General features: G+C 60.8%; 19 protein-coding genes, 3 tRNA genes and 1 pseudogene. 7 read left to right on the forward strand and 16 right to left on the reverse strand.

Features of this window, described 5'->3' with window-relative positions; genetic code table 11:
• Positions 1–16: 16 nt before the first annotated feature.
• Complete coding sequence (locus LPB260_RS01310) at positions 17–934, reverse strand: LysR family transcriptional regulator (RefSeq protein WP_256625431.1); 918 nt, start codon at positions 932–934, stop codon at positions 17–19.
• Between the two features lie 213 nt (positions 935–1147).
• On the opposite strand from LPB260_RS01310, the gene LPB260_RS01315 reads away from it, so the two are divergent.
• On the forward strand, positions 1148–2161 hold the full coding sequence (locus LPB260_RS01315) for a zinc-dependent alcohol dehydrogenase family protein (protein WP_208706856.1): 1014 nt from the start codon (positions 1148–1150) through the stop codon (positions 2159–2161).
• A gap of 147 nt (positions 2162–2308) precedes the next feature.
• Complete coding sequence (locus LPB260_RS01320) at positions 2309–2992, forward strand: phosphoribosyltransferase (protein WP_208706857.1); 684 nt, start codon at positions 2309–2311, stop codon at positions 2990–2992.
• A gap of 142 nt (positions 2993–3134) precedes the next feature.
• On the opposite strand, the gene LPB260_RS01325 is transcribed toward LPB260_RS01320, so the two are convergent.
• The 3 genes from LPB260_RS01325 to gorA are packed head-to-tail and all read right to left on the reverse strand — an operon-like array spanning position 3135 to position 5516.
• The gene (locus tag LPB260_RS01325) at positions 3135–3524 is read right to left on the reverse strand and encodes a VOC family protein (protein ID WP_208709999.1); all 390 of its coding nucleotides are present in this window, start codon (positions 3522–3524) and stop codon (positions 3135–3137) included.
• Positions 3525–3526: 2 nt separating this feature from the next.
• On the reverse strand, positions 3527–4150 hold the full coding sequence (locus tag LPB260_RS01330) for a trimeric intracellular cation channel family protein (protein WP_208706858.1): 624 nt from the start codon (positions 4148–4150) through the stop codon (positions 3527–3529).
• Between the two features lie 7 nt (positions 4151–4157).
• The gene (gorA, locus tag LPB260_RS01335; protein WP_208706859.1) at positions 4158–5516 is read right to left on the reverse strand and encodes a glutathione-disulfide reductase; all 1359 of its coding nucleotides are present in this window, start codon (positions 5514–5516) and stop codon (positions 4158–4160) included.
• Positions 5517–5612: 96 nt separating this feature from the next.
• Here gorA and LPB260_RS01340 point away from each other — a divergent pair, with 96 nt between their 5' ends.
• On the forward strand, positions 5613–6035 hold the full coding sequence (locus LPB260_RS01340) for a VOC family protein (protein ID WP_208706860.1): 423 nt from the start codon (positions 5613–5615) through the stop codon (positions 6033–6035).
• A gap of 47 nt (positions 6036–6082) precedes the next feature.
• On the opposite strand, the gene galU is transcribed toward LPB260_RS01340, so the two are convergent.
• Together galU and LPB260_RS01350 are read right to left on the reverse strand one after the other, a co-directional pair.
• Positions 6083–6922 (reverse strand): UTP--glucose-1-phosphate uridylyltransferase GalU, encoded by an 840-nt coding sequence (gene galU, locus LPB260_RS01345; protein ID WP_208706861.1) that lies wholly within the window; start codon positions 6920–6922, stop codon positions 6083–6085.
• 39 nt (positions 6923–6961) lie between these two features.
• Positions 6962–8323, reverse strand: a complete 1362-nt coding sequence (locus LPB260_RS01350) for a UDP-glucose/GDP-mannose dehydrogenase family protein (RefSeq protein ID WP_208706862.1) — start codon at positions 8321–8323, stop codon at positions 6962–6964.
• 297 nt (positions 8324–8620) lie between these two features.
• Here LPB260_RS01350 and LPB260_RS01355 point away from each other — a divergent pair, with 297 nt between their 5' ends.
• Positions 8621–9856, forward strand: coding sequence for an HD-GYP domain-containing protein (locus tag LPB260_RS01355; protein ID WP_208706863.1), 1236 nt, complete (start codon positions 8621–8623; stop codon positions 9854–9856).
• Between the two features lie 118 nt (positions 9857–9974).
• On the opposite strand, the gene LPB260_RS01360 is transcribed toward LPB260_RS01355, so the two are convergent.
• From LPB260_RS01360 to uvrY, 6 genes are all read right to left on the reverse strand, one after another.
• A tRNA-Leu gene (locus LPB260_RS01360) sits at positions 9975–10061 on the reverse strand.
• 108 nt (positions 10062–10169) lie between these two features.
• Positions 10170–10243, reverse strand: a tRNA-Cys gene (locus tag LPB260_RS01365).
• 39 nt (positions 10244–10282) lie between these two features.
• A tRNA-Gly gene (locus tag LPB260_RS01370) sits at positions 10283–10358 on the reverse strand.
• 67 nt (positions 10359–10425) lie between these two features.
• Positions 10426–10986, reverse strand: coding sequence for a CDP-diacylglycerol--glycerol-3-phosphate 3-phosphatidyltransferase (gene pgsA / locus LPB260_RS01375; protein WP_208706864.1), 561 nt, complete (start codon positions 10984–10986; stop codon positions 10426–10428).
• A 33-nt stretch (positions 10987–11019) separates the two neighbouring features.
• Positions 11020–12843, reverse strand: coding sequence for an excinuclease ABC subunit UvrC (uvrC, locus tag LPB260_RS01380; RefSeq protein WP_208710001.1), 1824 nt, complete (start codon positions 12841–12843; stop codon positions 11020–11022).
• 1 nt (position 12844) lies between these two features.
• Positions 12845–13489 (reverse strand): UvrY/SirA/GacA family response regulator transcription factor, encoded by a 645-nt coding sequence (gene uvrY / locus LPB260_RS01385; protein ID WP_208706865.1) that lies wholly within the window; start codon positions 13487–13489, stop codon positions 12845–12847.
• 11 nt (positions 13490–13500) lie between these two features.
• On the opposite strand from uvrY, the gene LPB260_RS28940 reads away from it, so the two are divergent.
• A complete protein-coding gene (locus tag LPB260_RS28940) occupies positions 13501–13632 on the forward strand; it encodes a hypothetical protein (RefSeq protein ID WP_256625432.1) in 132 nt (43 codons plus the stop codon).
• 154 nt (positions 13633–13786) lie between these two features.
• On the opposite strand, the gene LPB260_RS01390 is transcribed toward LPB260_RS28940, so the two are convergent.
• The 3 genes from LPB260_RS01390 to LPB260_RS01400 all read right to left on the reverse strand — a co-directional run bounded on the left by LPB260_RS01390 (position 13787) and on the right by LPB260_RS01400 (position 18453).
• Positions 13787–15718, reverse strand: coding sequence for a multicopper oxidase family protein (locus LPB260_RS01390; protein ID WP_371926101.1), 1932 nt, complete (start codon positions 15716–15718; stop codon positions 13787–13789).
• A 129-nt stretch (positions 15719–15847) separates the two neighbouring features.
• Entirely contained in the window at positions 15848–16513 is a 666-nt protein-coding gene (locus LPB260_RS01395; protein ID WP_208706867.1) for an SCO family protein, read from the reverse strand.
• A 23-nt stretch (positions 16514–16536) separates the two neighbouring features.
• Positions 16537–18453: a multicopper oxidase family protein gene (locus tag LPB260_RS01400; RefSeq protein WP_256625433.1), complete on the reverse strand. Its 1917-nt coding sequence runs from the start codon at positions 18451–18453 to the stop codon at positions 16537–16539.
• Positions 18454–19796: 1343 nt separating this feature from the next.
• On the opposite strand from LPB260_RS01400, the gene LPB260_RS01405 reads away from it, so the two are divergent.
• Positions 19797–21005, forward strand: a complete 1209-nt coding sequence (locus LPB260_RS01405) for a site-specific integrase (RefSeq protein ID WP_208706868.1) — start codon at positions 19797–19799, stop codon at positions 21003–21005.
• A gap of 164 nt (positions 21006–21169) precedes the next feature.
• On the opposite strand, the gene LPB260_RS01410 is transcribed toward LPB260_RS01405, so the two are convergent.
• Entirely contained in the window at positions 21170–21856 is a 687-nt protein-coding gene (locus LPB260_RS01410; protein ID WP_208706869.1) for a hypothetical protein, read from the reverse strand.
• A gap of 1078 nt (positions 21857–22934) precedes the next feature.
• Here LPB260_RS01410 and LPB260_RS01415 point away from each other — a divergent pair.
• Positions 22935–23570 (forward strand): annotated as a pseudogene (locus LPB260_RS01415) (ISL3 family transposase); the annotation flags it as partial.
• Positions 23571–23594 lie beyond the last annotated feature (24 nt).

Consider the following 23594-nt stretch of genomic DNA (forward strand, 5'->3'; position numbering starts at 1 on the left):
GGGCGGCCCGGACGGGTCAGTCCAGGCTGTCCGGGTCGCCGACGAACATCTGGATGCGCGAGCGCAGCCAGCGCTCGGCCGGATCATTGTCCTGCGCCCCGCGCCAGGCCATATGCAGTTCGAAGGTCTGGGCGTCCACGGGCAGGTCCTCGGTGCGCAGGCCGCCGGCGGCGGTCAGGGCGGCGGCCGTGTAATCCGGCACCGTGGCGACAATGTCGGTGCCGCTAAGCAGGGGACCCAGGCCATTGAATTGCGGCACGGCCAGGACCACACGGCGCTGGCGGCCGATCTTTTCCAGTTCCCGGTCGATAAAACCGCCGAGGTCGCCGGCAAAGGACACCAGAGCGTGGGGCCGCGCGCAAAAGTCGTCCAGGCTCAGGGGCCCGGGCACGCTGTCGGCACGCAACAGTTTGGGTTTGCTACGCCGCATCACCTTGCGTTTGGCGTTGGCCGGCAGTTCCTCGGTGTAGCTGACACCCACCGAAATTTCTCCGGAGGCCAGCAGCGCGGGCATCAGCAGGTAGTTGGTACGGCGAATCACCAGCACCACCCCCGGCGCCTCGGCGCGAAGGCGCTTGATCAGCGGGGGCAGGAGACCGAATTCGACGTCATCGGAAAGGCCGATGCGAAACACAGCCTTGCTGGTCGCCGGGTCGAACTCGGCGGCGCGGCTGACCGCGGTGGAGATCGAGTCCAGCGCCGGAACCAGCAGGGCGAAGATTTCCTCGGCCCGTGCAGTGGGCTCCATGCTGCGCCCGGTACGCACGAACAGCGGATCGTCGAACAGGCCGCGCAGCCGGGAGAGGGCGGCGCTGATCGCCGGCTGGCCGAGAAACAGCTTCTCGGCCGCACGGGTCACGCTGCGCTCATGCATCAGCGTTTCAAAGACGATCAACAAGTTGAGATCGACTCGGCGCAAATCGTTGCGGTTCATCCGGTGTCCATTCTGGAGTGAGGGGCTCGAAGGCGGCCTGGTTCAGGCTAATGCGAACGGGCGCCACGAGGCAACAGACATGTTCCCGACAATGATAGTTGTCGGCCTTTCCATCATCGACAGACATGGTCAATATCACTCCCAGCCGCTGGCTTTGCGCACAAAGCCCGGATAAAGTCCATGGCCATAAGGGGTCAACCGGCGAGGTTTGCGATGTCCCGCATCATCCGTTTCCATCAGTTCGGCGAGGCCGACGTCCTCAAGATCGAAGAGCGCCCGCGCCCAATGCCGGCTGCCGGCGAGGTGCTGCTGCGTGTCGAGGCACTTGGGGTCAGCTGGTACGACGTGCTCTGGCGGCAGAACCTCGGCGACACACCGGCCCAGCTTCCCGCCGGGCTCGGCCACGAATTGGCCGGTGAGGTCATAGCCGTAGGCGAGGGCGTCGAGGACCTGGCGGTGGGTGACAAGGTCGCCAGCTTCCCGGGGCACAGCGCCAATCGCTATCCCTGTTGTGCCGAGGAAGTGGTGCTGCCGCGTCGCTCGCTGACCCGCTATCCCGAGCAACTGACCGCGCAACAGGCCAGCGTGCACTACCTACCCTCGATGGTCGGCTGGTTCGGCCTGGTCGAACTGGCCCGCCTCAAACCCGGTGAAACCGTACTGGTCACCGCCGCCAGTCGCTGCTGGGGGCCCTATATCGTGCAGCTGAGCAAGGCGCTGGGGGCCAAGGTGATCGCCGCGACGGCAGACAGCGAGGACCGCGAGCTGCTGCGCGAACTGGGCGCAGACCAGGTGATCCTCACCGAGGAACAGGATCTGGTCAGCCGGGTCAACAAACTGACCAACGAGCGCGGCGTCGATATCGTCATGGATTGCCTCGGTGGGCCACAGATGTGCCTGCTCGGCGATGCCCTGGCGCCCCGCGGGCGCCTGGTGCTCTATGGCCTGCAGGGCGGTAACGAAACCCCATTCCCGGCTTGCGCGGCATTCCAGAAGAACATCCAGTTCTTCGTCCACTGCATCGGTAACTTCACCGGCAAGGAAGAGCTGGGCATTCCCCAGGACGAGGAAGCGGTGGCCAAGGCGCTGCAAGGCATCAACCAGCTCACGTGCGACGGGCTGCTGCACCCGCTGATCAAGCAGGTATTCGCCTTCGACAAGGTGGTCGAAGCCCATCGGCTGATGGAAACCTGCCCGACTCGTGGACGCGTGGTGCTGCAGGTTTAGCCCGGCGCGCGAGGGCACAGGACCAGCTGTTTCCCCCCTCAGAGACATCCAGCAATCCGGCCCGCCAGCGTCCGCTGGTCACGGCCCTGAATCGGCCCTGAGCAGCGGGTGCATAGTGGGAGATGCACTGTTGCGAAGGGCAGACAGATGACACCGGCAGCCTCCATTGCGATACCCATTCCCGACCGAGTCGCCGCAGGCCAAGCCCTGGCGCAGCGGCTATCGGCCTATCGGCGGCGCTCCGATGTCATAGTCCTGGCCTTGCCCCGAGGCGGCGTACCGGTGGCCTACCAGATCGCCGACGCCCTGGAAGTGCGCCTGGACCTGATGCTGGTCCGCAAACTGGGCGTGCCGGGCCATGCCGAACTGGCCATGGGCGCCATCGCCAGTGGCGGGGTGCGGGTGATGAACCCCGACGTGCTGGCGTATGCCCGTGTCGACCAGGCCAGCATCGACGCCGTCGCCGCAGCGGAAACCACGGAGCTGCAGCGCCGCACCCGTGTCTATCGCGGCGAACGCCAGCCGCCATTGCTGCGCGAGCAACAGGTGATACTGGTCGACGATGGCGTGGCCACAGGCGCGACCATGCAGGCCGCGGTGCGCGCGGTGCGTCAGCAGGCCCCCGCGCGCATCATAGTCGCCGTCCCGGTTGCCGCCCCGGAAAGTGCAGAGCTACTGCGCACCCAGGTCGATGAACTGGTTTGCCCCTTCATGCCGGCTATGCTGATGGCCATCGGCCAGTGGTATGTGGACTTTGGCCAAACGCCAGATCAGGAAGTGATCGACCTGCTGTCGCGGGCCTGGCAGCGCGAAGATGTGCGGCCGTGCTGATTCTTTTTTATCTGTGTTTGTGCAGATCTAACTGATCTCGACACCGACAGTAGCCGTGAGCCTCGCACTCTTCTTTAGTTCTGACCCTTCGCATAATGTATATTATGTTAAATACTATATATATCTGCCGACATTACGATCCTTAGTCAGCGTGTCGCGGATAGCCCCCGATCTCGATCAGGTTGCCGTCAGGGTCGCGAAAGTACACCGATTCGATAGGCCCAAGCGCACCGGTGCGCATGACCGGCCCTTCTTCCACTGGCACGCCCTGCTCGGCCAGATGCGCCAGGATCCGCTCGGTCGTCCAGTTGCTGACCAGGCACAGATCGATCGCGCCAGGCTGCGGTCGCAGGGCCTTGGGTTCGAACTCCTGGCCGGCCTGGTGCAGGTTGAACTTCTGTTGACCGAATACCAAGGCGCTGCGCCCGCCGGCGAAGCGCTCGTGGCGCATGCCTAATACCCGCTGGTAGAAGGCAACGGTTGCGTCGATGTTGGCAACTGTCAGTACCAGATGATCCAGTCGCTCGATCATGCTCAATCTCGATCCAGCAGATGAAAACGCGGCAGCGAGAAACGCCAGCGGATCGCCGCCATGCGAATGCCCAGGACGGTGAGCATGGCGATTCCGGTGTCCAACCAGTGCGGGGTATTGAGCAGGCGCAAGGCAATGAACATCAGCGCCCCGGCGATGCAGGCGGTGGCGTAGATTTCCTTCTTGAAGATCAGCGGTATCTCGTTGCAGATGACATCGCGCATCACACCGCCTGCCACCCCTGTCATCACCCCCATGATCACCGCGGTGCTTAAAGGCACCTGATGCTGCATGGCCACCTCGGTGCCGATCACGGTGAATACCGCCAGGCCGAAGGCGTCGGCGATCAGCAAGCCGGTTTCATGGATCGGCCGGGTCAGGCGCACCCAGAGCACGGTGCCGACTGCCGCCAGGGTGGCCACGGCGATGTAGGTGTCGTCGCGAATCCAGCTGACCGGATGATTGTCCAGGATCAGGTCGCGCAGCGTGCCTCCGCCCAGGGCGGTAATCACGGCAATGACCAGTACGCCAAACAGGTCCATGGACTTGCGCCCGGCCATCAATGCCCCGGTGATGGCGAACACCGCCACGCCGAACAGGTCGGCCAGATAGAATAATTGCGCCATGCTGGCCTCAGGATGCGACTGGGGTGCGCATGGTAACAAACTCCTCGGCGGCAGTCGGATGGATGCCTATGGTGTCGTCGAACACCTGCTTGGTTGCTCCGGCCTTCAGGGCAACGGCCAATCCCTGAACGATCTCCCCCGCCTCCGGCCCCACCATGTGGCAGCCCAGCACCCTGTCGGTGTCGGCGTCCACCACCAGTTTCATCAACGTGCGCTCCTGGTTTTCGGTAAGCGTCAGCTTCATGGGGCGGAACCTGCTCTCGTAGATCTTCAGCCGGTGTCCTGCCGCCCTCGCCTGCTCTTCGCTCAGGCCAACGGTGCCGATATTCGGCAGGCTGAACACCGCTGTCGGTATCGTCTGATAGTCGACGCCGCGGTATTCCTCCGGCTTGAACAACCGCCGGGCCACGGCCATTCCTTCGGCCAGGGCGACTGGGGTCAGCTGTACGCGGCCGATCACATCGCCGATTGCCAGAATCGACGGTGCGCGGGTCTGGAAGTGCTCATCGACCTGGATGAAGCCCTTCTCGTCCAGCATCACGCCGGTGTTCTCCAGGCCAAGATCGTCCAGCATCGGCCGCCGGCCGGTGGCATAGAACACGCAGTCGGTTTCCAGCACGCGGCCATCCTGCAGGGTTGCGAGCAAGCTGCCGTCCGCCTGCCTGTCGATCCGGCTGATATCGCTGTTGAACTGCAGGTCCAGGCCGCGCTTGCTCAGCTCTTCGCGCAGATGTCGGCGAACGGCGCCGTCGAAGCCCCGGAGAAACAACTCGCCGCGATACAGCAGCGAGGTGTCGGCACCCAGGCCATGGAAGATCGAAGCGAACTCCACGGCGATATAGCCGCCGCCGACCACCAGCACGCGCTTGGGCAGTTGCTCGAGAAAGAACGCTTGGTTGGAGTTGATCGCATGCTCACAGCCGGGAAACTCGGGGATATAAGGCCAGCCGCCGGTAGCGATGAGAATGTGTTTGGCGCTGTAGCGTTGGCCGTTCAGTTCCAGGCTGTGGTCGTCGAGCAGGCGCGCATGGCCTTCGAGCAGGGTCACGCCACTGTTGACCAGCAGATTGCGATAGATGCCGTTGAGACGCTCGATCTCCCGGTTCTTGTTGGCTATCAACGTCGGCCAATCGAACCGAGTACCGTCGTGGGACCAGCCAAAGCCGCTGGCCTGCTCGAAGTCCTCGGCGAAATGGGCGCCATACACCAGCAGCTTCTTCGGTACGCAGCCGACGTTGACGCAGGTTCCACCCAGATAGCGACTTTCCGCTACCGCCACGCGAGCGCCGTAGCCGGCGGCAAAACGGGCAGCGCGCACGCCGCCGGATCCGGCACCGATCACAAACAGGTCGAAGTCGTAGGTCATGCTCAGCCTCCTTAGCAATTCGCCAGCATACCCCAAGCGCCGCATAATCCTCAGCCTGAGGCCTATCCTTTAACAGTGCTCGACGGGAGAACAGCCATGCGCCCCACCCTCACCCACCTGGCCTTGCACGTTCCGGACCTGGATGCCTGCGTAACCTTCTACGCCGAGTTCTGTGGCATGCGCGTCATCCATGAGCGCGCAGGCAAGGGCTCGCGGATCGTGTGGATGGCCGAGCCGGGCAAGGAACACAGCTTTATCTTCGTGATCATGCCGGGCGGCGTGGACCGTCAGCTGGCTGCCGACGATTACAGTCACTTCGGTTTCGCCCTGGATAGCCGCGAACAGGTCGACGCCGTCGCCGCGAAGGCCCAGGCTGCCGGCTGCCTGATCTGGGCGCCACGTGACGAGCCCTACCCGGTCGGCTACTACTGCGGCCTGCGCGATCCCGCCGGGAACTACGTGGAGTTCAGCTACGGCCAGCCTTTGGGGCCTGGCTCGGAAGCAATGCCGATCCCCTGAATGCAAGAGAGCCACCCTGAGGTGGCTCTCTTAACGTTGCGGCCGACTCAGTAGGCCCTGCCGGTCTTGTAGAGGTGCTCGAAACAGAAGTTGGTAGCGTCGATATAGCCTTCCGCACCGCCACAGTCGAAGCGCTGCCCCTTGAATTTATAGGCCAGCACGCAGCCGTCCTGGGCCTGCTTCATCAGTGCGTCGGTAATCTGGATCTCACCGCCCTTGCCCGGCGGGGTACTTTCGATGATGTCGAAGATATCCGGGGTGAGGATGTAGCGGCCGATGATCGCAAAGTTCGAAGGTGCATCTTCCGGCTTGGGCTTTTCGACCATGTTGTTCACCCGGTAGATGTCATCGCGGATCATTTCACCGGCGATGACCCCATATTTATGGGTCTCTTCCGGCGGTACTTCCTGAATCGCGACGATGGAACAGCGGAACTGGTTGTACAGCTTGACCATCTGGGTCAGGACCCCGTCGCCGTCCAGGTTCAGGCACAGGTCATCGGCCAGCACCACGGCAAAGGGTTCATCGCCGATCAGCGGCCGGCCGCTGAGAATGGCGTGGCCCAGGCCCTTCATTTCCACTTGGCGGGTATAGGAGAAGGTGCACTCATCAATCAGGCGCCGAATGCCGACCAGGTACTTTTCCTTGTCGGTATCGCGTATCTGGTGCTCCAGCTCGTAACTGATATCGAAGTGATCCTCCAGCGAGCGCTTGCCTCGGCCGGTGACCATGGCAATTTCGGTCAGCCCAGCACCGAGGGCCTCCTCGACGCCATACTGGATCAGCGGCTTGTTCACCACCGGCAGCATTTCCTTGGGCATTGCCTTGGTTGCAGGCAGAAAGCGCGTGCCGTAACCGGCGGCTGGGAACAAGCATTTCTTAATCATGGGACTCCTTAGCGAGCAATAGAATGCCGGGGCAGTCTATCAGGCTGCGCTGACCATACAACGCCCCAGGGCCGGCCTGCCGATGCCGCGGTAGAGGAACCCCAGCTCGGCAAGCTGCTTGCCGTCGTAGATATTGCGGCCATCGAACAGCACCGGCATACGCATCAGGCTGCGGATCTGCGCGAAGTCCGGCTGGCGGAACTGCTTCCACTCCGTCACCAGCACCAGGGCGTCCGCGCCCTCGACGACGCTGTATGGCGACTCGCTCAGGCGCAGCTGTCCGCTCTGAAGAGCTTGTTCGTAGCGCGCGGCGACCCCAGCGGTAGCAACCGGGTCGCATGCCTGCACGGTGGCGCCGGCGGCGAGCAGCGCTTCGAGCAGCACCAGACTCGGCGCCTCACGCAGGTCGTCGGTGCCCGGCTTGAACGCAAGCCCCCAGAGCGCCACCACGCGCCCCTGCAGGTGACCGCTGAAATGCTCGCGCAATACCTGAAACAGCCAGGTTTTCTGCAACGCATTGCGCGCCTCGACCGCCCGCAGGATGCCGGGTTCGATACCCTCCTGTTCAGCCGTGCGGATCAGCGCGCGGACATCCTTGGGAAAGCAGGAGCCACCATAGCCGCAGCCAGCGTAGATGAAGTGAGTGCCGATACGCTTGTCGCTGCCAATGCCCCGGCGAACCTGTTCGATATCCACACCCAGGCGCGCGCAGAGCCCGGCCATTTCGTTGATAAAGGAAATCTTGGTGGCAAGAAAGGCGTTCGCCGCATACTTGCTGAACTCTGCCTCGCGCGCACTCATACACAGCAGGCGCTCATGATTGCGCAAGAACGGCACGTAGAGGCGGCGCAGCAGTTCGGCGCTCGCGACGTCATCGCAGCCGATGATCACCCGGTCCGGACGCATGAAATCGTCGACCGCCGAACCTTCCTTGAGAAACTCCGGGTTGCTTGCCACTGGAACCTGAAAGCACTTGTTGCGCTTGCCTAGACGAACGTTGATCCGCTGCGCCACCCGCTCGGCCGTGCCGACTGGCACCGTCGATTTATCGACTACCAGGCAAGGTCTCGCCAAAGTGTCGCCGAGCTCGTCGGCCACCGCCAATACTTGGGACAGGTCGACCGAGCCATCCTCCGCGCTCGGTGTTCCCACCGCGATGAAGACCACCTCGGCATGCGCCGTGCCCTCCGCCAGGTCCTGGCTGAAACTCAACTGCCCACTGGCCAGGTGGGCCAGCAGCAGGGGCTGCAGCCCTGGCTCGTAGATCGTCGCCTCACCGCGCCTAAGACGCGCGATACGAAATGGGTCGCGCTCGACACAGATCACCCGACAGCCCATTTCCGCGAAACATGCCGCCGTAACCAGACCGACATAGCCAGCCCCGATAACGCAGATCTTCATCGCCGCCCCCCCCGAAGTGCACTGCAGCGATTGCAACCGACGGTCGTGGCAAACATATGTCCTCTTGATGACGGGGCGGTGAAGGGCAAGCTGCCGGGAGCCCCGGACAACGAAAGCCGAACAGCAGGTCGGGCGTGGCAGCCACACAGCCTGGCAAACGCACACTTTCACCAGTATTCGACGAATGCCGGGGGTAGCAACTGGCCAACAACGGCTATAGTCATAGGCCAATGGCCCTGGCCTATAATGCACATTGGCCAATAGCCAGTATCGCAGTCTGTCTTCTGGAGAGGTGTCATGGATACACGTTCGCTGCCACATACGATCGAGGTAGCGGTTGATGATCTGAGTATCGGCATGTATGTCGCCAAACTGGATCGCCCCTGGACAGAAACCCCCTTCCTTTTCCAAGGTTTTCTTATTCGCGAACAGCAGGAGTTACACCTGCTTCGAGAGCATTGCCAGTCTGTCTGGGTCGACGCCAAACAGTCGACCGGCGTAAGCGCGCAACAACTGGGCCAAGCCCCTGACCGCGCAACTCGCGAGGCGGCAATCGCCAAGGTCAAGTTCGACAATCGCATGCAGCAGGCGCTTCCCATCTGGCAGGCTGCGCGCGAATCCTCCCTGCGCATCCTCAATGCAGTCAAGTTCGGTCAGAGCCTGGATGTCGCGACCGTCAAGGAAGTGGTGAAGGAATGTGTCGACCATATCCTCGAGAGCCCCTCCGCGATGCTTTGGCTCGCGCGCATCAAGGACAGCGATGAATACACCGCCGAACACTGCCTGCGTGTCGGCATCCTCTCCATTGCCCTGGGCCGCGAGCTGGGCCTCATGCCACTGGAACTCGAACAAGTTGGTATCTGCGGCATGCTCCACGACGTAGGCAAGCTCAAGGTACCGGATGAAATCCTGAACAAGCCTGGCCGGCTGACCGAGGACGAGTTCAACGTCATGAAGTTGCACTCGATCGAGGGGCGCAAACTATTGCTTGCCAACGGTCAGGTTCCTGCGGCGGCAGTAGATGTTGCCTACGCCCACCATGAACGCATGGACGGTGGCGGCTATCCTCGAGGCTTGAAGGCTAACCAGATTCCCTACTTCGCCAAGATCATTGCCGTGGTCGACGCTTACGACGCCATCAACAGCGACCGGGTCTACAGCAAGGGCCGATCGACAATGGAGGCACTGCGCATCCTCTTCGACGAGGTAAATACGCAGTTCGACGAAGAAGTTGTACTCGCCTTTATCCGCATGATCGGGATATTCCCGCCAGGCGAGATTGTGGAGTTGACCAATGGCGAAGTCGCGATCATCACCGCTTGCTCGCCGGACCATAAGCTAAAGCCGCGCCTGCTGCTGGTACTCGACAGTGACAAGCAACCCTGCAAGCCCAAGATCATTGACCTGATCAGGAACCCTACCGACCAGAACGGTCTGCCTTACCGTGTGGGCGAAGTTCACCCGACCGGAGCCTTTGGCATCGATATCGAAGCCTATCGCCGCGAAGGTCTCATCATTCCAGGGCACCTTTGAGGTAGCGCCTATGGCGACCTTTCTCAAAGACGGGGAAGTGAGGGCACAAAAAAACCGGCTATTAATGCCGGTTTTTTGTGAGCTGCAGCCAGACGAAAATCGTCTGAAACCGCATCAATGGTGCCCCGAGCCGGAATCGAACCGGCAAGACCTTGCGGTCGGCAGATTTTAAGTCTGCTGTGTTTACCAATTTCACCATCGGGGCGCTTTAGCGTGCGTGAGGCCGGACTATATACAGCAGTCACCGACCTCGCAAGTTTTCAGAGTCCATTAAAAAAGCCCCGTAAATCTCTGATCTACGGGGCTTTTTAATTGGAGGCTGAGGTCGGAATCGAACCGGCGTTCACGGATTTGCAATCCGGTGCATAACCACTCTGCTACTCAGCCTTGAAACCAAACGGGCCGTCGTAAACGGCCCGTTGAAACTGGAGCGGGAAACGAGACTCGAACTCGCGACCCCGACCTTGGCAAGGTCGTGCTCTACCAACTGAGCTATTCCCGCTTGTCTTGGTGACGGGCGCCATTCTATAGGTTCATGACGCCCCGTCAACCCCTTGATTCAAAAAAGTTTATTTCTTTTCAGCGGTGGTGCTGAGGTGCGGCCAGGCAGCCAGCAGATACTGCAGCATCGACCACAGCGTCAGCACCGCCGCGATGACCAGCAGCACATAACCGAGCACGACCCAGAGGGTAAACGACGGCGGATTGGCCAAGAGGATAATCAACGCCACCATCTGTGCCGCGGTCTTCCACTTGGCCAGGCTCGACACCGCTACATGTGCGCGGGCCCCCAGTTCGGCCATCCACTCACGCAGGGCCGACACGACGATTTCCCGTCCGATGATGATGGCGGCCGGCAGAGTCAGCCACAGGTTGGCGTGCTCGGCCACCAGCAGGACCAGAGCAACAGCCACCATCAGCTTATCGGCGACCGGATCGAGGAAGGCGCCAAAGGGGGTACTCTGCTCCCAGCGACGCGCGAGGTAGCCATCGAGCCAATCGGTAACCGCGGCGCAGGCGAACACCCCGCTGGCGGCCCAATAGCTCCACGAAAAAGGCAGGTAGAACAACAGTATGAAGATCGGGATCAGCAGAACGCGGAGCACGGTAAGCAGGTTGGGGATATTCATCGGCACAACTGGGCTGCGAGGTGAGTCGGCATTCTACTCGCTGTGCAATGCGGCATAAATCGACTCGGCGAGCTTTTTGCTGATCCCCGGCGCCTTGGCGATCTCCTCGGCGCTGGCGCGGGTCAACTCCTGCAGGCCGCCAAAGTGATTGAGCAGCTCGCGCCGGCGCTTCGGTCCCACCCCGGCGACCTGCTCCAGGCTCGAAGTGCGTCGGGCCTTGCCGCGCCGGGCCCGGTGCCCGGTTATGGCGAAGCGATGGGACTCGTCGCGTATCTGCTGGATCAGGTGCAATGCCGGCGAATTGCCTGGCAGGGTGAACTCATGAGCCGCATCGTTCAGGTAGAGGGTTTCCAGGCCGGGCTTGCGGGTCGCGCCCTTGGCCACGCCGAGAAGGATCAAGTCGGGAACCGCCAGCTCCTCCAACACCTCCCGAGCCATGGCCAGCTGCCCCTTGCCGCCGTCGACCAGGAGGATATCCGGCAGCTTGCCCTCGCCGTCCTTGACCCTGCTGAAGCGCCGGGTCAGCGCCTGATGCATGGCGGCATAATCGTCGCCGGCGGTGACACCTTCGATGTTGTAGCGGCGATAGTCCGACTTCAACGGACCTTCGGGGCCGAAGACCACACAGGACGCCACCGTGGCCTCGCCACTGGAGTGGCTGATATCGAAACACTCCAGGCGCTGCGGCAGTTCATCCATGTCCAGCGCTTCGGCCAAGGCCTCGAAACGCGCGGCCACGTGCTGGCGACTGGCCAGGCGTGCGCCGAGGGCCTGCTCGGCGTTGGTCACAGCCAGTTGTTGCCAGCGTGCACGGGTACCACGCACACGATGGCTGATGCTCAGCTCGCGGCCACGGGCTTCGGCAATAGCGGCGATCAGCGTGGGAAAGTCTTCGTGCAGGGCGTTGACGATCAGCTCGCCGGGCAGGTCGCGCTCCTGACTGCCCAGGTAGTACTGGGCGAGGAAGGCCAGCAGCACCTCGCTGCCCTCCTCCTCGATCGCTACTTGGGGAAAGAAATTCTTGCTGCCGAGCACCCGTCCGCCGCGCACGCTGATCAGGTGCACGCAGGCACCGCCGGGGTTGACCATGGCGGCGACTATATCCACATCGCCACTGCCGCCCTCCATGCTCTGCTGGTCCTGCACGCGACGCAGCAGGGCGATCTGGTCGCGCAGCTCGGCAGCGCGCTCGAAGTCGAGCGCCATCGCGGCCTGCTGCATGTTCGCGGACAGTTCATCGCTCAAGGCGTTGCTGCGGCCCTCGAGAAACATCACCGAGTGGCGCACGTCCTCGGCGTATTCCGCCGGCTCGACCAACCCCACACAGGGTCCCTTGCAGCGTTTGATCTGGTACTGCAGGCAGGGACGCGTGCGGTTCTTGAAGTAGCTGTCCTCGCACTGGCGCACCAGAAAGGCCTTCTGCAGCAGGCCAAGACTCTCGCGAATCGCCCCGGCGCTGGGATAAGGGCCGAAATAGCGCCCCTTGAGCTTCTTCGCGCCGCGATGAATGCCCAGGCGCGGAAACTCGCCGTCGGAGAGGAACACGTAAGGGTAGGACTTATCGTCGCGCAGCAGGATGTTGTAGGGCGGCCGCCACTCCTTGATCAGCGTCTGCTCGAGCAGCAGCGCCTCGGTCTCGTTGGCGGTGATGGTGGTTTCGACCTGGGCGATCTTGCCGACCAGCGCCGCGGTCTTCGGCGCCAGGCCGCTCTTGCGGAAGTAACTGGCCAGGCGCTTCTTCAGATTCTTCGCCTTGCCGACGTAGAGCAGCTTGGCGTCCGCGTCGAACATGCGGTAGACGCCGGGCCGACCGCTGCAAGTGGCGAGAAAGGCGCTGGCGTCGAATTCCGCGGTCATCTCAACTGACGGCATCGACCATGCCGTGGCGCACCGCCAGCAAGGCCAGCTCGACATCGCTGGTTATCGCCAGCTTCTCGAAGATGCGGTAGCGGTAGGTGTTCACCGTCTTCGGCGACAGGCACAGCTTGTCGGAGATGCTCTGGACCTTCTGGCAACCGGCGATCATCAGGGCGATCTGGATCTCGCGCTCGGACAGCAGGTCGAATGGCGAGGCATTGCCCTGTGGCTGGAAGGGTTTCAAGGCCAGTTGCTGGGCTATCTGCGGGCTGATATAGCGCTGGCCGGCGAAAACCTGGCGGATGGCCTGAACCATCTCGGCCAGGCCGGCGCCCTTGGTCAGGTAGCCGGCCGCACCCGCCTGCAGCAAGCGAGTGGGAAACGGATCGTCCTCGCAGGCAGTGACTGCCACCACTTTCAGGTCGGGGTGACTGCGCAGCAACTTGCGGGTTGCCTCAAGGCCACCGATGCCGGGCATCTTGACGTCCATCAGGACGACATCGGGCTTGAGCTCCCGAGTCTTCTGCAGGGATTCCTCGCCAGATTCGGCCTGACCGACGACTTGCAGGCCGTCGATGTCCGCCAGCATGCGCGTGATGCCTGTTCGAACCAGATCGTGGTCATCGACCACCAGCACCCTAATCAAGCGGACTCCCCATGCGCAGCAATCTGCAGTCTGAATTGGTGTTATTTTTCGCCGCTCACCATACCAAAAAAGCGGCTGACAGACCTAGTTTGGTGCAGCGCAGTCAAATAGCAACCGTCAAAAAACTGCTTGCCATCTGGTGACCCGCTCAACCGCGAACACATGCTCCCTGTGCCCCGTCCTGAGGCGTCTACATACGTATTGCCGGGCGAACACACCAGTCTTGAACAGGCCTGCGAGGGGTGATTGATACGGTCTACCGCACGAAGCAGGCTTCATGGCAACTTTCGCCCGCAGCTAGCGTCCCTGGCTTTTCTTCTTTCTCCGCGGCCCGACATCCTCCGCCCCCGGCGCATTGGGCACTACATCCCAACGCACCATCATCGCGTGATCTTCGTGGACCAGGTTGTGACAGTGCATCACGTACTTGCCGACGAAATCGCGAAACCGCAGCAGTACCTTGAGCCTGGAATTGGGCCTCAACACGAATACGTCCTTGCGCCCCTGTTCATGGGGCGGCACTGGCACTTCATCGTCATCGTCGGTACCGCCTTCGAACTTGGCAATGATGCGTGCTTCCTCTAAATGAATGTGAATGGGATGGGACCAGCCCCCCGACTTGTTGACCAAATCCCAGACCTCCAGCGCCCCCTGGGGAATGTCAGCCCTGCTGCGATCAGGATCGAAGAACTTGTTATTCACCGCCCACATGCCGTTGCGGCGGTCGAACTCCCAGCGGCGGACCGGTGCCCTGGCGATTTCATCGCTATCCAGCGCTGGCAATTCGCGCAGCACGGCTGGCACCCGGCTCAGGTCTTGACTCGGCGGATAGCGGTCGACGACCAGTTTCAGTATTCGCAGGCCCGGCGCTTCCAATTCCTCCGTCCTGCGAGTGCTGCTCTGGCTCAACCGGTTGACCAGGTACAGCTCGGTACCGATCGGATACCGGGAGAAGTCCACGACGATATCGCCCCGCTCGGCCACGCTGAGACGCAGCCGATGCTGGTTGAACAACGGCGCCGGGAGCAGATTGCCGTCGTTGGCGATATAGGTGAAGGTTTGCACCACATCGCCGGCATCGACCAGGTAGAACTCATAGACGCGGCTTGGGCCGCCATTGAGCAGGCGCAGGCGGTATTTGCGCGCGGCCACTCGCAGCACCGGTTCGACACGACCGTTGACCGTGACCTTGTCACCCAGCACGCCTTCCGGATCGACCTGATCCCAGTACAGGATGCCGTCGCGATCGAACAGCCGGTCGGAGAAGTCCAGCGGGTAGTCATAGGGGTAGCTGGGCAAGCGCAAGGCACTGGGATTGGGGTCCAGTTCGTTGCCGGAGTCGATATGGTCGAACAGCAGGTAGAAACCGGACAGCCCGCGCACCAGGTTCGGCGCGGTGAAGTCCATGGTGTGATCATGGTAGAACAGCGTGCCCAGGGCTTCGCGCGGGTCACCTATGCCATTGTTCTGTTCGTCGTAACCAGCATAGATGTTGGGATAGAAGTGATCGATGAAATCGCCGGGTGAGGCCAGGGTCGGCCCGGCCTTGAAGGCACTGTAATAGTCGCCTGGGAATCCGTCGCTCTCCGAGGCCGTGTGCGCATTGTGCAGATGAGTGGAAATCTCCGGCGTACCAAACCCTTTGTGCTCCCGCGGCAAGCGGTTGCGGATACGCAGGATGGTAGGCTGCCCGTAGCGTGCGACTATGGTCGGGCCCGGTGAAGTGGCGGCCTGGCCGTCGAAGGCGAAGCCCCAGATACGCTGGGGCGGGTAGGCCGGGTTGAACACCCAGGCGGTATTTTCCTCGGCGCTGATCTCGTAGTGAACCGGCGGGAACTCGCGGCCACGCAGATAAAGCACATCCCAGCGCTGGTGCGCCGCGCGCCCGGCTTCACCTGCAGCGCTATTGGCTTGCCGCATCGGTGGGGGATCGAGAGGCACAGGCGGCAAGGGCGTGTACGCCAACGGCAACTCGACCTGCCAGGGCGTGGACGGCGGGCTCTTGTCCGGCCTGTCGCCGAGCCCTCCGCGCCTGCCTTCGGACTTCTGCTGCCCGTCGCTTCTTCCGCTGTTGTCCGAACTGCCTGTCAACAGGGGAGCCACCAGCGCTGCGCCGGCGCCCTTGAGGAAGCGGCGCCGGGCACCCTTGGCGACTCGGGTAGTCGCGGGCAGCGGCGCTTCATCGCAGTCCCTCCCCGCGGCCTCCTGCCCTTCGCCGCCGTCGGTCACGTTGGATTTCATGCCTCTTGCCCTCTAACGAGGCCCAAGCACTTCCCTGCGACGATATTCAGAGCCCACTGCTTAACGATTCCTCCCTCCCTGAACACAGCAAGAGAAGGCATTCACCTCAGTCGCCTACTAGCCCAGGCGAGAGGCGCCCTCATGCCCCTGGTAGGCGGTGTGCACCATGCCCCCATCGACATGGTTGATGGTGGTGATGATGCGTTCCGGGTTGGCCAGGGCCGGCGCCATGGTCCAGCGCTGCTTGCGGTCGTTGCCTACGCGCAGCATGCCGGTGTGGGTGGCCAGGTTGCGATCCACTTCCGGGTCGGGGTCATAGAAGCCCAGGCCATAGCGCAATCGCTCGATATCGGCGGGTTCACCAGTGAGGAACTTCCACCCCGGCAGCAGCCGCTGCTGCCTGACGTACTCCTGCAGCTGCTCGGGCCTGTCGAGCGCAGGCTGCAGGGTGATCGAGTACATGAACACATCCTTGCCCAGGCGCTCGCCCAGCAGCTCCTGCACTCGGCGCAGGTTGGACGTCATGGTCGGGCAGGCGCCCGAGCAGTCGACGTACATCATGTTGATGGTGACGATCTTGCCACGTACCAGGTCGTCATAGAATCGAACCTGTTCGCCCTCGTGGGTATAGAGCGGGACGTTGGGGAAGTAGCTGTCGTCGGCACTGTCGGCCTCGCCGGCGACATCGATGATGCTCTCCGCCTCAGCCGGGAAGCGCTGCCAGAGCAAGCCGCCCAAGGCTACCGCCCCCATGCCGGCCAGTACTTTTCTTCGCGTGTTCATGGCATTTCCTCCAGTCTCGGCGACTAGTCGTCTTCCTTGATGTCCCAGCGCAGCATCATGGCGTGATCCTCATGGATCAGGTTGTGGCAGTGCATCACGTACTTGCCGACATAATCGCGGAAGCGCAGGAACACCCGGATACTCGACATGCCCTCGAGTACGTAGACGTCCTTGCGCCCCTGCATATGCGGCGGCACCGGAACCGCAACGCCGTCCTTGGTCATGCTGAGGATGCGCCCCTCCTCGAAGTGAATGTGGATGGGGTGATCCCAGCCGTTGTCGATGTTCACCAGTTCCCAGACCTCGGCGCTTCCCTTCGGAATGACGGCCCGCGGCTGATTGGGATCGAAGAACCGGTCGTTGATCGCCCACATGCCGTTCTTGCGCTCGAACACCCAGCGACGCACCGGCGCGGCGGCGATCTCCGCGGGATCCAGCGGCCGCAGCTCACGCAGCACATTAGGAACCTGACTCAGATCCTGTTCGACCGGCTCACGATCGACAATGAACTTGAGCACAGGGGTGGCGGCGCCTAGCCCATCGGCCCGGCGAGTCTCGGTCTGCTGCAAACGGTTGGACAGGAACAGCTCGGTGCCGACCGAATACCGCGAGAAATCGATGACAATGTCGGCCCGCTCGGCCACGGCAAAACGCACGCTGACTTGATTCCTCAGCGGCGCGGGGAGCAGGTTGCCGTCATTGGCGATGTAGTCGAAGGTCTGCGACACCCCGTTGGCGCGGGTCAGGAACAACTGATAGATACGACTCGGGCCAATATCCAGCAGACGGAAACGGTACTTGCGCCGCGCCACCCGCAGCACCGGCTCGATCTTGCCGTTGACCGCGATCTTGTCACCCAGGGTGCCATCCGGGCCCACCTGGTCGTAGACCAGCATGCCGTTGGCGTCGAAACGACGGTCGCCAAAGCTCAGCGGGTAATCATAGGGATAGCTCGGCAGGCGCAGGGCCCTCGGGTCTGGGTCGCGCTCGTTCCCCGAATCGATATGATCGTAGAGCAGGTAGAAACCTGCCATGCCGCGGTAAAGGTTAGGCGCGGTGAAGTCGAAGGTGTGATCGTGATACCACAGGGTGCCCAAGGCATTGCGCTCGTCACCGATGCCGTTCTGCATCTCGTCGTAACCGGCGTAGATGTTGGAATAGAAGTGGTCCTTGAACTGGCCCGGCGCAGCCAGGGTAGGCCCGGCCTTGAGCGGACTGAAATAGTCGCCGGGGAAGCCATCACTCTCCGAGCCAACGTGCGCATTGTGCAGGTGCATGGAGATTTCCGGCGAGCCGAAGCCGACGTGGTTCTGCGGCAGGTTGTTGTGGAACCGCACCACCACCGGCTGGCCATAGCGGGCCAAGATGGTCGGTCCCGGAGTTGTGGCCTTGCCTGAGTCGCCGGTGAAACCCCAAATGCGCTGCTTCGGGTAGGCCGGGTTGAACTCCCAGTCCTCGTTCTCCTCCACGCTCAACTCGAAATGAGCAGGTGGATATTGCCGCGGGCTTGCATACAACTCTGCCCAGCGCTGATGGTGGCTACGTCCACATTCGCCGCTAGTCTCTTGCGAGGCGCCGGTGGGCACCGGGTCATCGAGGGTTACCGGCTGCAGAATAGGTGGCTCCTCCGGTAGCTCCTCGACCCAGGGAATGCTTGGCGGGCTGGGCGGTAGGGCTACTGGTCCAGGCTCGGGCTCCGGCTCAGGCTCTGGTTCCGGATCGCGCCCCCGGCGCCTACGCCGGGCCTCGCTAGCAGCGGAAGCGAACATCAACGGCGCGGCCATCGCCGCCGCCGTGAGTTTGAGGAAGGAGCGCCTGAGTTTGCCATCTGACAACTCGTCAGGAAGATCAGGTAGGGGCTCCCAACCTTCAGAGCGAATGGAAATCTTCCATGCTCCCGCTTCCAGCCTGTCCACGCTGTCGAGCATTCGGGTCTTCATGGCTTGGTCCTCATCAGCATTTCCAGCACCGCCACCCCAAATCGAGGCAGCATGAAACACCCCTCCGCCTGACTGCAGAACATGGATGTTTATTGCTTGATTGAGTGGCCACACCAGCCTCAATCGCGACAGTTGTTTACAGCTTGCCGCGAAACTGCGGGGCATAGGAGTGGCACAGCAGCCGCCTGGGGCTACGGATTACAACCGAGGTGGGCCATGCAGACGAACCGACAGGATGAATTCACGAAGAGATTGCCTGCTGTCTAGGATATGTAGAACCCCGCCCATGACAATCTCCCAACACATTATCCCGTGGCTATTTCGCGCCCTCTCCTTCGCGAAGCACCTGACACATCATCCCTTCCTCATTGCTAACTAAAGGATCACGGCCGAACCTTGTCAAGGAATCGACACTATCCCCTAGCAATAACATGAACAATCTGTAAATTGCTGTTTTTACTGGATTTACTGACTCTTCAGAAAATCAAGACTTGCATCTAGAAGTGAAACCAGTAACAAACAGCACTCGGATGATGGATTTGCTTGGGCGCGCAGCCCGACAGCCCTACCACCAAAGATCGCCGAGCCGTCGCTGCCCCCCCATCCCGGCAGGCTCAGAAACTGGAGTCGGGCCCAGATCCGCGTCCGACAGCCTTTGCCGCAGCGCGAAGTACGGTTCGCCGCACCTTTACCCATCTTTTACAGCCCGCTGACCTTTCCTTACGCCATACGGCGGTTCCATGAATGCCGGCACACCCCTAAAGCTAAAGAAGGAGTTATCCAAATGCTCACTCGCGTTGCACTACTGAGCCTGGCTATGGCGCTGCTGATCCTGGGTGGCTGCACATATCACGGTCACAGTCACCCAAGCGCAGCCCCGTATGGCGGTGCTCATGCAAGACACCACGTCGCCCATCACCACGGGAACACCCATCACAAGCACGCCATCACCCACCACCGCAGACACCATCGGCACCCGCATCGCTAAGGGGCAACTCTGTCGAAAGGACAATGACGCGGCATTTGCCGCGATCCACCAAGGGAGCGGCTCGCAGGAATTTGCACGGTCTGCGGATGCATCAGGGTGGAAGGGGCCCCAGGGTATCGCAGAAACGAAAAACCCCTGAGCCACAAGGCATCAGGGGTTCTCGATAATTTGGCGGAAGCGGTGTCCGCCAACTTATCGTCCACGATATTCTCCTAGCATCTCGCAAGACCTAGATAATACGGGGCTTTCAGCCTACCATCCGTCCATCAACGTCCGTCAAGGCTTTGTAAAAGCCAGATCCAGGGTGTGGACTCAGGTGTGGACTCAGAAGTGTGGACTGGAGGAGTTTAGTGTTGTGGGCAAGCTGACAGCAAAAACCACCGAGAAGCTCGCAAAGGAAGGTACTGCTGGATTGACCGGCGATGGCGAGGGCCTTTACCTAAAAGTCAGCGCAGGTGGAACGGGAGCCAGCTGGGTCTTCCGCTACAAGATCGATAGCAAGAGTCGCTACATGGGGCTTGGAAAGTACCCGGAGACAAGCCTGAGTGAGGCACGTGAGAAGGCTGCAGATGCTCGCAAACTCTCGAAGTCGGGTACGGACCCACTCGCCGTTCGCGACAGCGAGCGAGAAGCGAAGCGGTTACAGCAGCAAGCCGAACTCGCGAAAGCAACGCCATTCAAGATGATCGCCGCCTCCTACATTGCAGCACACCGTAGCGGGTGGAAAAACGCGAAGCACGCCCAGCAATGGGAGAACACCCTTGCCACCTATGCCGAGCCGATCATCGGCCACCTCCCCGCATCCGAGATCACTACCGCGCATGTCCTGGAAATCCTGCAACCGATCTGGGCGGAAAAAAACGAGACCGCCAATCGACTGCGAAATCGCATTGAACTCGTGCTCGATGCCGCCAAGGCCCGCGGACTGCGGGACGGAGAAAACCCGGCACGGTGGCGTGGGCACTTGGACAAATTACTGCCGAAACGCTCCAAGTTGCGCTCAATAGCGCACCACAACGCCCTGCCCTGGCCCGAATTGCCAGCATTCATGGCCGACCTGGCTCAGCATGATGAGCTGACCTACAAGGCGATGCGCCTAACCATCCTAACTGCCTGCCGCACCTCAGAAATACTCGGTGCCACCTGGGCGGAAATAGATCAAGGAAAGCGCATGTGGACCATTCCCGCTGCCCGCATGAAAGCCCAGAAAGAACACCGCATTCCTCTATCAGAAGCAGCTTTGGAGGTGCTTGCCAGCCTACCGCGCATAAAGAGCAGCCCTTACCTGTTCCCCGGTGCGCGCCAAGGCAAACACCTGTCCAATATGGCCATGCTGATGGGCTTACGCAGGATGGGACGAGAAGATCTGACCATGCACGGTTTCCGCAGCACGTTCCGCGACTGGGCAGCTGAGCAGACCAACTATCCGCGCGAGGTTTGCGAGATGGCCCTCGCCCACAAGGTCGCAGACGGAACCGAGGCGGCATACTGGCGAGGCGATGCCCTCGAGAAACGTCGCGCGCTGATGGCGGACTGGGCGGTGTTCTGTACGAGCAAAAAATGACCATCGACAGTCAATCTCAAAGCAGCCAGTAGCAACAGGCAAAAACCGGCCAAGAGCTGCCCATCAGCATCAATACCGTGGTCTGTTCCTGACTGTTTCCGCACCTTACTGGAAAGGTCAGGTGTTGCACTCCGTTTCTGCAGTCTCCCCTGTACTGCTCCCGTTTACCCTGATCGTAACCGCATAGAAATTTGCCTTACTCTTAAAGCCTCATCAGAGTTGCTGGGACATGCATTAACTGCGTCATAACCTAAATACTTTGCTGACGAGTTGGGGTATATAGCAATCAGCGCACTGACCTGGCTAGGCGCTTTCTTGTACCAAAACTGATAAACACTTAATTTATTATTTTCAGCACGATAAACGCAATTTACAATTTTCTGCCCTGCAGCAGCAACCTGATTAAAAACAGACATATACTGAACACGATCTTGCCCTGCGGAGGGAGGAGGAGAACCAACGACCCCAAGATACATGTCATATACTTGGTACTCTAATAAACCACCAGAATACATCTGTGTAGCTCTTTTCGTTTTTTCGTGAGCGGGGTGGATGGAGTTTTGTTCATTATTTTGGGATTCATTGTTGCGCTCAGAGAAATACCCAAATGCGATAATCGCAATAATCAACCAAAATAGTCCTAAGTTTTTTTTGCGAACATGCCTAATGCCTCTCTGCTTTTTATTTATCTCCAGCATTTCGCGGTTGTAACGATCGGCATCTGCCAACTGAGAACGCAGCAATCTATCTTGGTACTCTCGATCCTCTTTTCCCCTCCTTGCTGCGTCGGAGTCAGTGTGCCCACCAAAAAAACCTCTGTCGTAGTTCGAGCCGTCATCGTTATTGCGCATCAAACACGTCCTCACAAAGCCCACGCTGCGATAAACACAGCCGGTGCAATACGCCTGATACGCGCAGCTGAGTCTATAGGCACCCGTACTCGGCTACTTTGCTAACTTACCCTTTACTCGTTGACGGAGGGGTGTTCCTTCCGACCGCCCCCCAAAGCGTTCCCAGTTGTGCTCGGCCAGTTCTCACCTGGCTCTGGGTGACTCTACGGTCCGCGTCCGCTGCCACTACTACTGCCTTTGCCACTACCACTACCACTACCACTACCACTAGAATGTCGTAGCCTCCGCCACTCTTGGCCATAAACAAACCTCCAAGGTTTGCTGGTGCAGAAGGTTCAGCGTAGTCCCTTGAGCAATAGATACAGAACCAGTCGTCGCAAAATTTGATATGACCTTCATAACAACCTGCCGCCGCTCCCGCCCGCCCTACGCCTGCAGTTGCTCTTACTGAAACACGGCCCGAGGCGCAGTGGTCAAAACCTTGATGTTTGATATGTTTTGGCTGGAGATCGATTACGATGCGATCCATCCAGTCTGGTACAGACTGTCCGCTCTTGGCCGATTCTGTTTAAAAAAGTCGCGCTCTGAGAGAGCTGCTTTTCGGCTGCTCAGAAATCGCTCGATTTTGGTGTCGCCACATAAAAACCAAGACAGCACCGCCTTCTTTAGCGAACCAGATTTCAACGTCGTTAACGCTCTTTCGTGGGCAAAAGTCGGGGCGGGACTTTTTCAACAGAATCGGCCGACTCCGGCCTGATGTGACGGGCTCGAAGCGGCCAGGAGCCCCCCCTGCGACAGCGCGCGGTTTCCGCTTCTCTAAGAAAACTCTGAAAAAGCCCGCTTTTTACGAAATGGCAGGCCAGTAAGCCGCATGGTTTCTGGCGTGCATTTTTCAGGCGTCCATATAAGGCATATCCCTATGCAAGGTACGCTCCGAGGCTCTCTGGCCCACGCAATAGTTGCGAGTTGTGCTGCGCATCTACCTGGGAGAACGGGAAATGTAGTTAATGAACAGTTGGAACAGATCGGCATTACTGGAGATCTGGAGGCGCTGGTAGATGTTGTGCTTACGGCCATACGCCCGTTCTTCGAGCTGCTCGGCGAGCGCTGCCAGCAGGTCGAGGTGGTGGCGATGGACATGAACACCGCCTTCGACCTGGAGGTGAAGCGGCACTGCCCGCAGGCCGAGGTGGTGTACGACCTGTTTCACGTGGTGGCGCGCTACGGCCGCGAGGTGATCGACCGTACCCGCGTGGATCAGGCCAATCTGCTGCGCCATGACAAGCCGGCGCGACAAGTGGTGAAGCGCAGCCGCTGGTTGCTGCTGCGCAATCGGGCCAACCTCAAGGCCGAGCAGGCGGTGCAGTTGCAGGAGCTGCTGGAGGCCAATCAGTCACTGGCCACCGCCTACCTGCTCAAGGATGCGCTCAAGGACATCTGGTACGTGCCAAGCGTCTGGGAGGGCTGGCAACGCTGGCGGGACTGGCAACGGCACGCCCGCGACAGCGGCCTGGCACCGCTGCAGCGCTTCGCCAAGAACCTCAGGCGCTACCTCCGCGGTATCCTCGCCAGCGCCCGCTTCCCGATGCACACCAGCGTGCTGTAGGGCGTGAACAACCGCATCAAGGTGATCAAGCGCATGGCCTATGGCTTCCGCGACTCGGACTACTTCTTCTTGAAAATCAAGGCTGCCTTCCCCGGGAAAGTGCGATGAACCTTTTTTCTGGGCTAGCATTAC

This window comes from Pseudomonas sp. LPB0260 (assembly GCF_013388395.1).

What these genes read in the sequence shown, in the direction of transcription:
- LPB260_RS01310 (WP_256625431.1), bottom strand. Translation starts at nt 934, where the DNA reads ATGAACCGCAACGATTTGCGCCGAGTCGATCTCAACTTGTTGATCGTC.
- LPB260_RS01315 (WP_208706856.1), top strand. Translation starts at nt 1,148, where the DNA reads ATGTCCCGCATCATCCGTTTCCATCAGTTCGGCGAGGCCGACGTCCTC.
- LPB260_RS01320 (WP_208706857.1), top strand. Translation starts at nt 2,309, where the DNA reads ATGACACCGGCAGCCTCCATTGCGATACCCATTCCCGACCGAGTCGCC.
- LPB260_RS01325 (WP_208709999.1), bottom strand. Translation starts at nt 3,524, where the DNA reads ATGATCGAGCGACTGGATCATCTGGTACTGACAGTTGCCAACATCGAC.
- LPB260_RS01330 (WP_208706858.1), bottom strand. Translation starts at nt 4,150, where the DNA reads ATGGCGCAATTATTCTATCTGGCCGACCTGTTCGGCGTGGCGGTGTTC.
- gorA (WP_208706859.1), bottom strand. Translation starts at nt 5,516, where the DNA reads ATGACCTACGACTTCGACCTGTTTGTGATCGGTGCCGGATCCGGCGGC.
- LPB260_RS01340 (WP_208706860.1), top strand. Translation starts at nt 5,613, where the DNA reads ATGCGCCCCACCCTCACCCACCTGGCCTTGCACGTTCCGGACCTGGAT.
- galU (WP_208706861.1), bottom strand. Translation starts at nt 6,922, where the DNA reads ATGATTAAGAAATGCTTGTTCCCAGCCGCCGGTTACGGCACGCGCTTT.
- LPB260_RS01350 (WP_208706862.1), bottom strand. Translation starts at nt 8,323, where the DNA reads ATGAAGATCTGCGTTATCGGGGCTGGCTATGTCGGTCTGGTTACGGCG.
- LPB260_RS01355 (WP_208706863.1), top strand. Translation starts at nt 8,621, where the DNA reads ATGGATACACGTTCGCTGCCACATACGATCGAGGTAGCGGTTGATGAT.
- pgsA (WP_208706864.1), bottom strand. Translation starts at nt 10,986, where the DNA reads ATGAATATCCCCAACCTGCTTACCGTGCTCCGCGTTCTGCTGATCCCG.
- uvrC (WP_208710001.1), bottom strand. Translation starts at nt 12,843, where the DNA reads ATGACCGCGGAATTCGACGCCAGCGCCTTTCTCGCCACTTGCAGCGGT.
- LPB260_RS28940 (WP_256625432.1), top strand. Translation starts at nt 13,501, where the DNA reads ATGCGCAGCAATCTGCAGTCTGAATTGGTGTTATTTTTCGCCGCTCAC.
- LPB260_RS01395 (WP_208706867.1), bottom strand. Translation starts at nt 16,513, where the DNA reads ATGAACACGCGAAGAAAAGTACTGGCCGGCATGGGGGCGGTAGCCTTG.
- LPB260_RS01400 (WP_256625433.1), bottom strand. Translation starts at nt 18,453, where the DNA reads ATGAAGACCCGAATGCTCGACAGCGTGGACAGGCTGGAAGCGGGAGCA.
- LPB260_RS01410 (WP_208706869.1), bottom strand. Translation starts at nt 21,856, where the DNA reads ATGCGCAATAACGATGACGGCTCGAACTACGACAGAGGTTTTTTTGGT.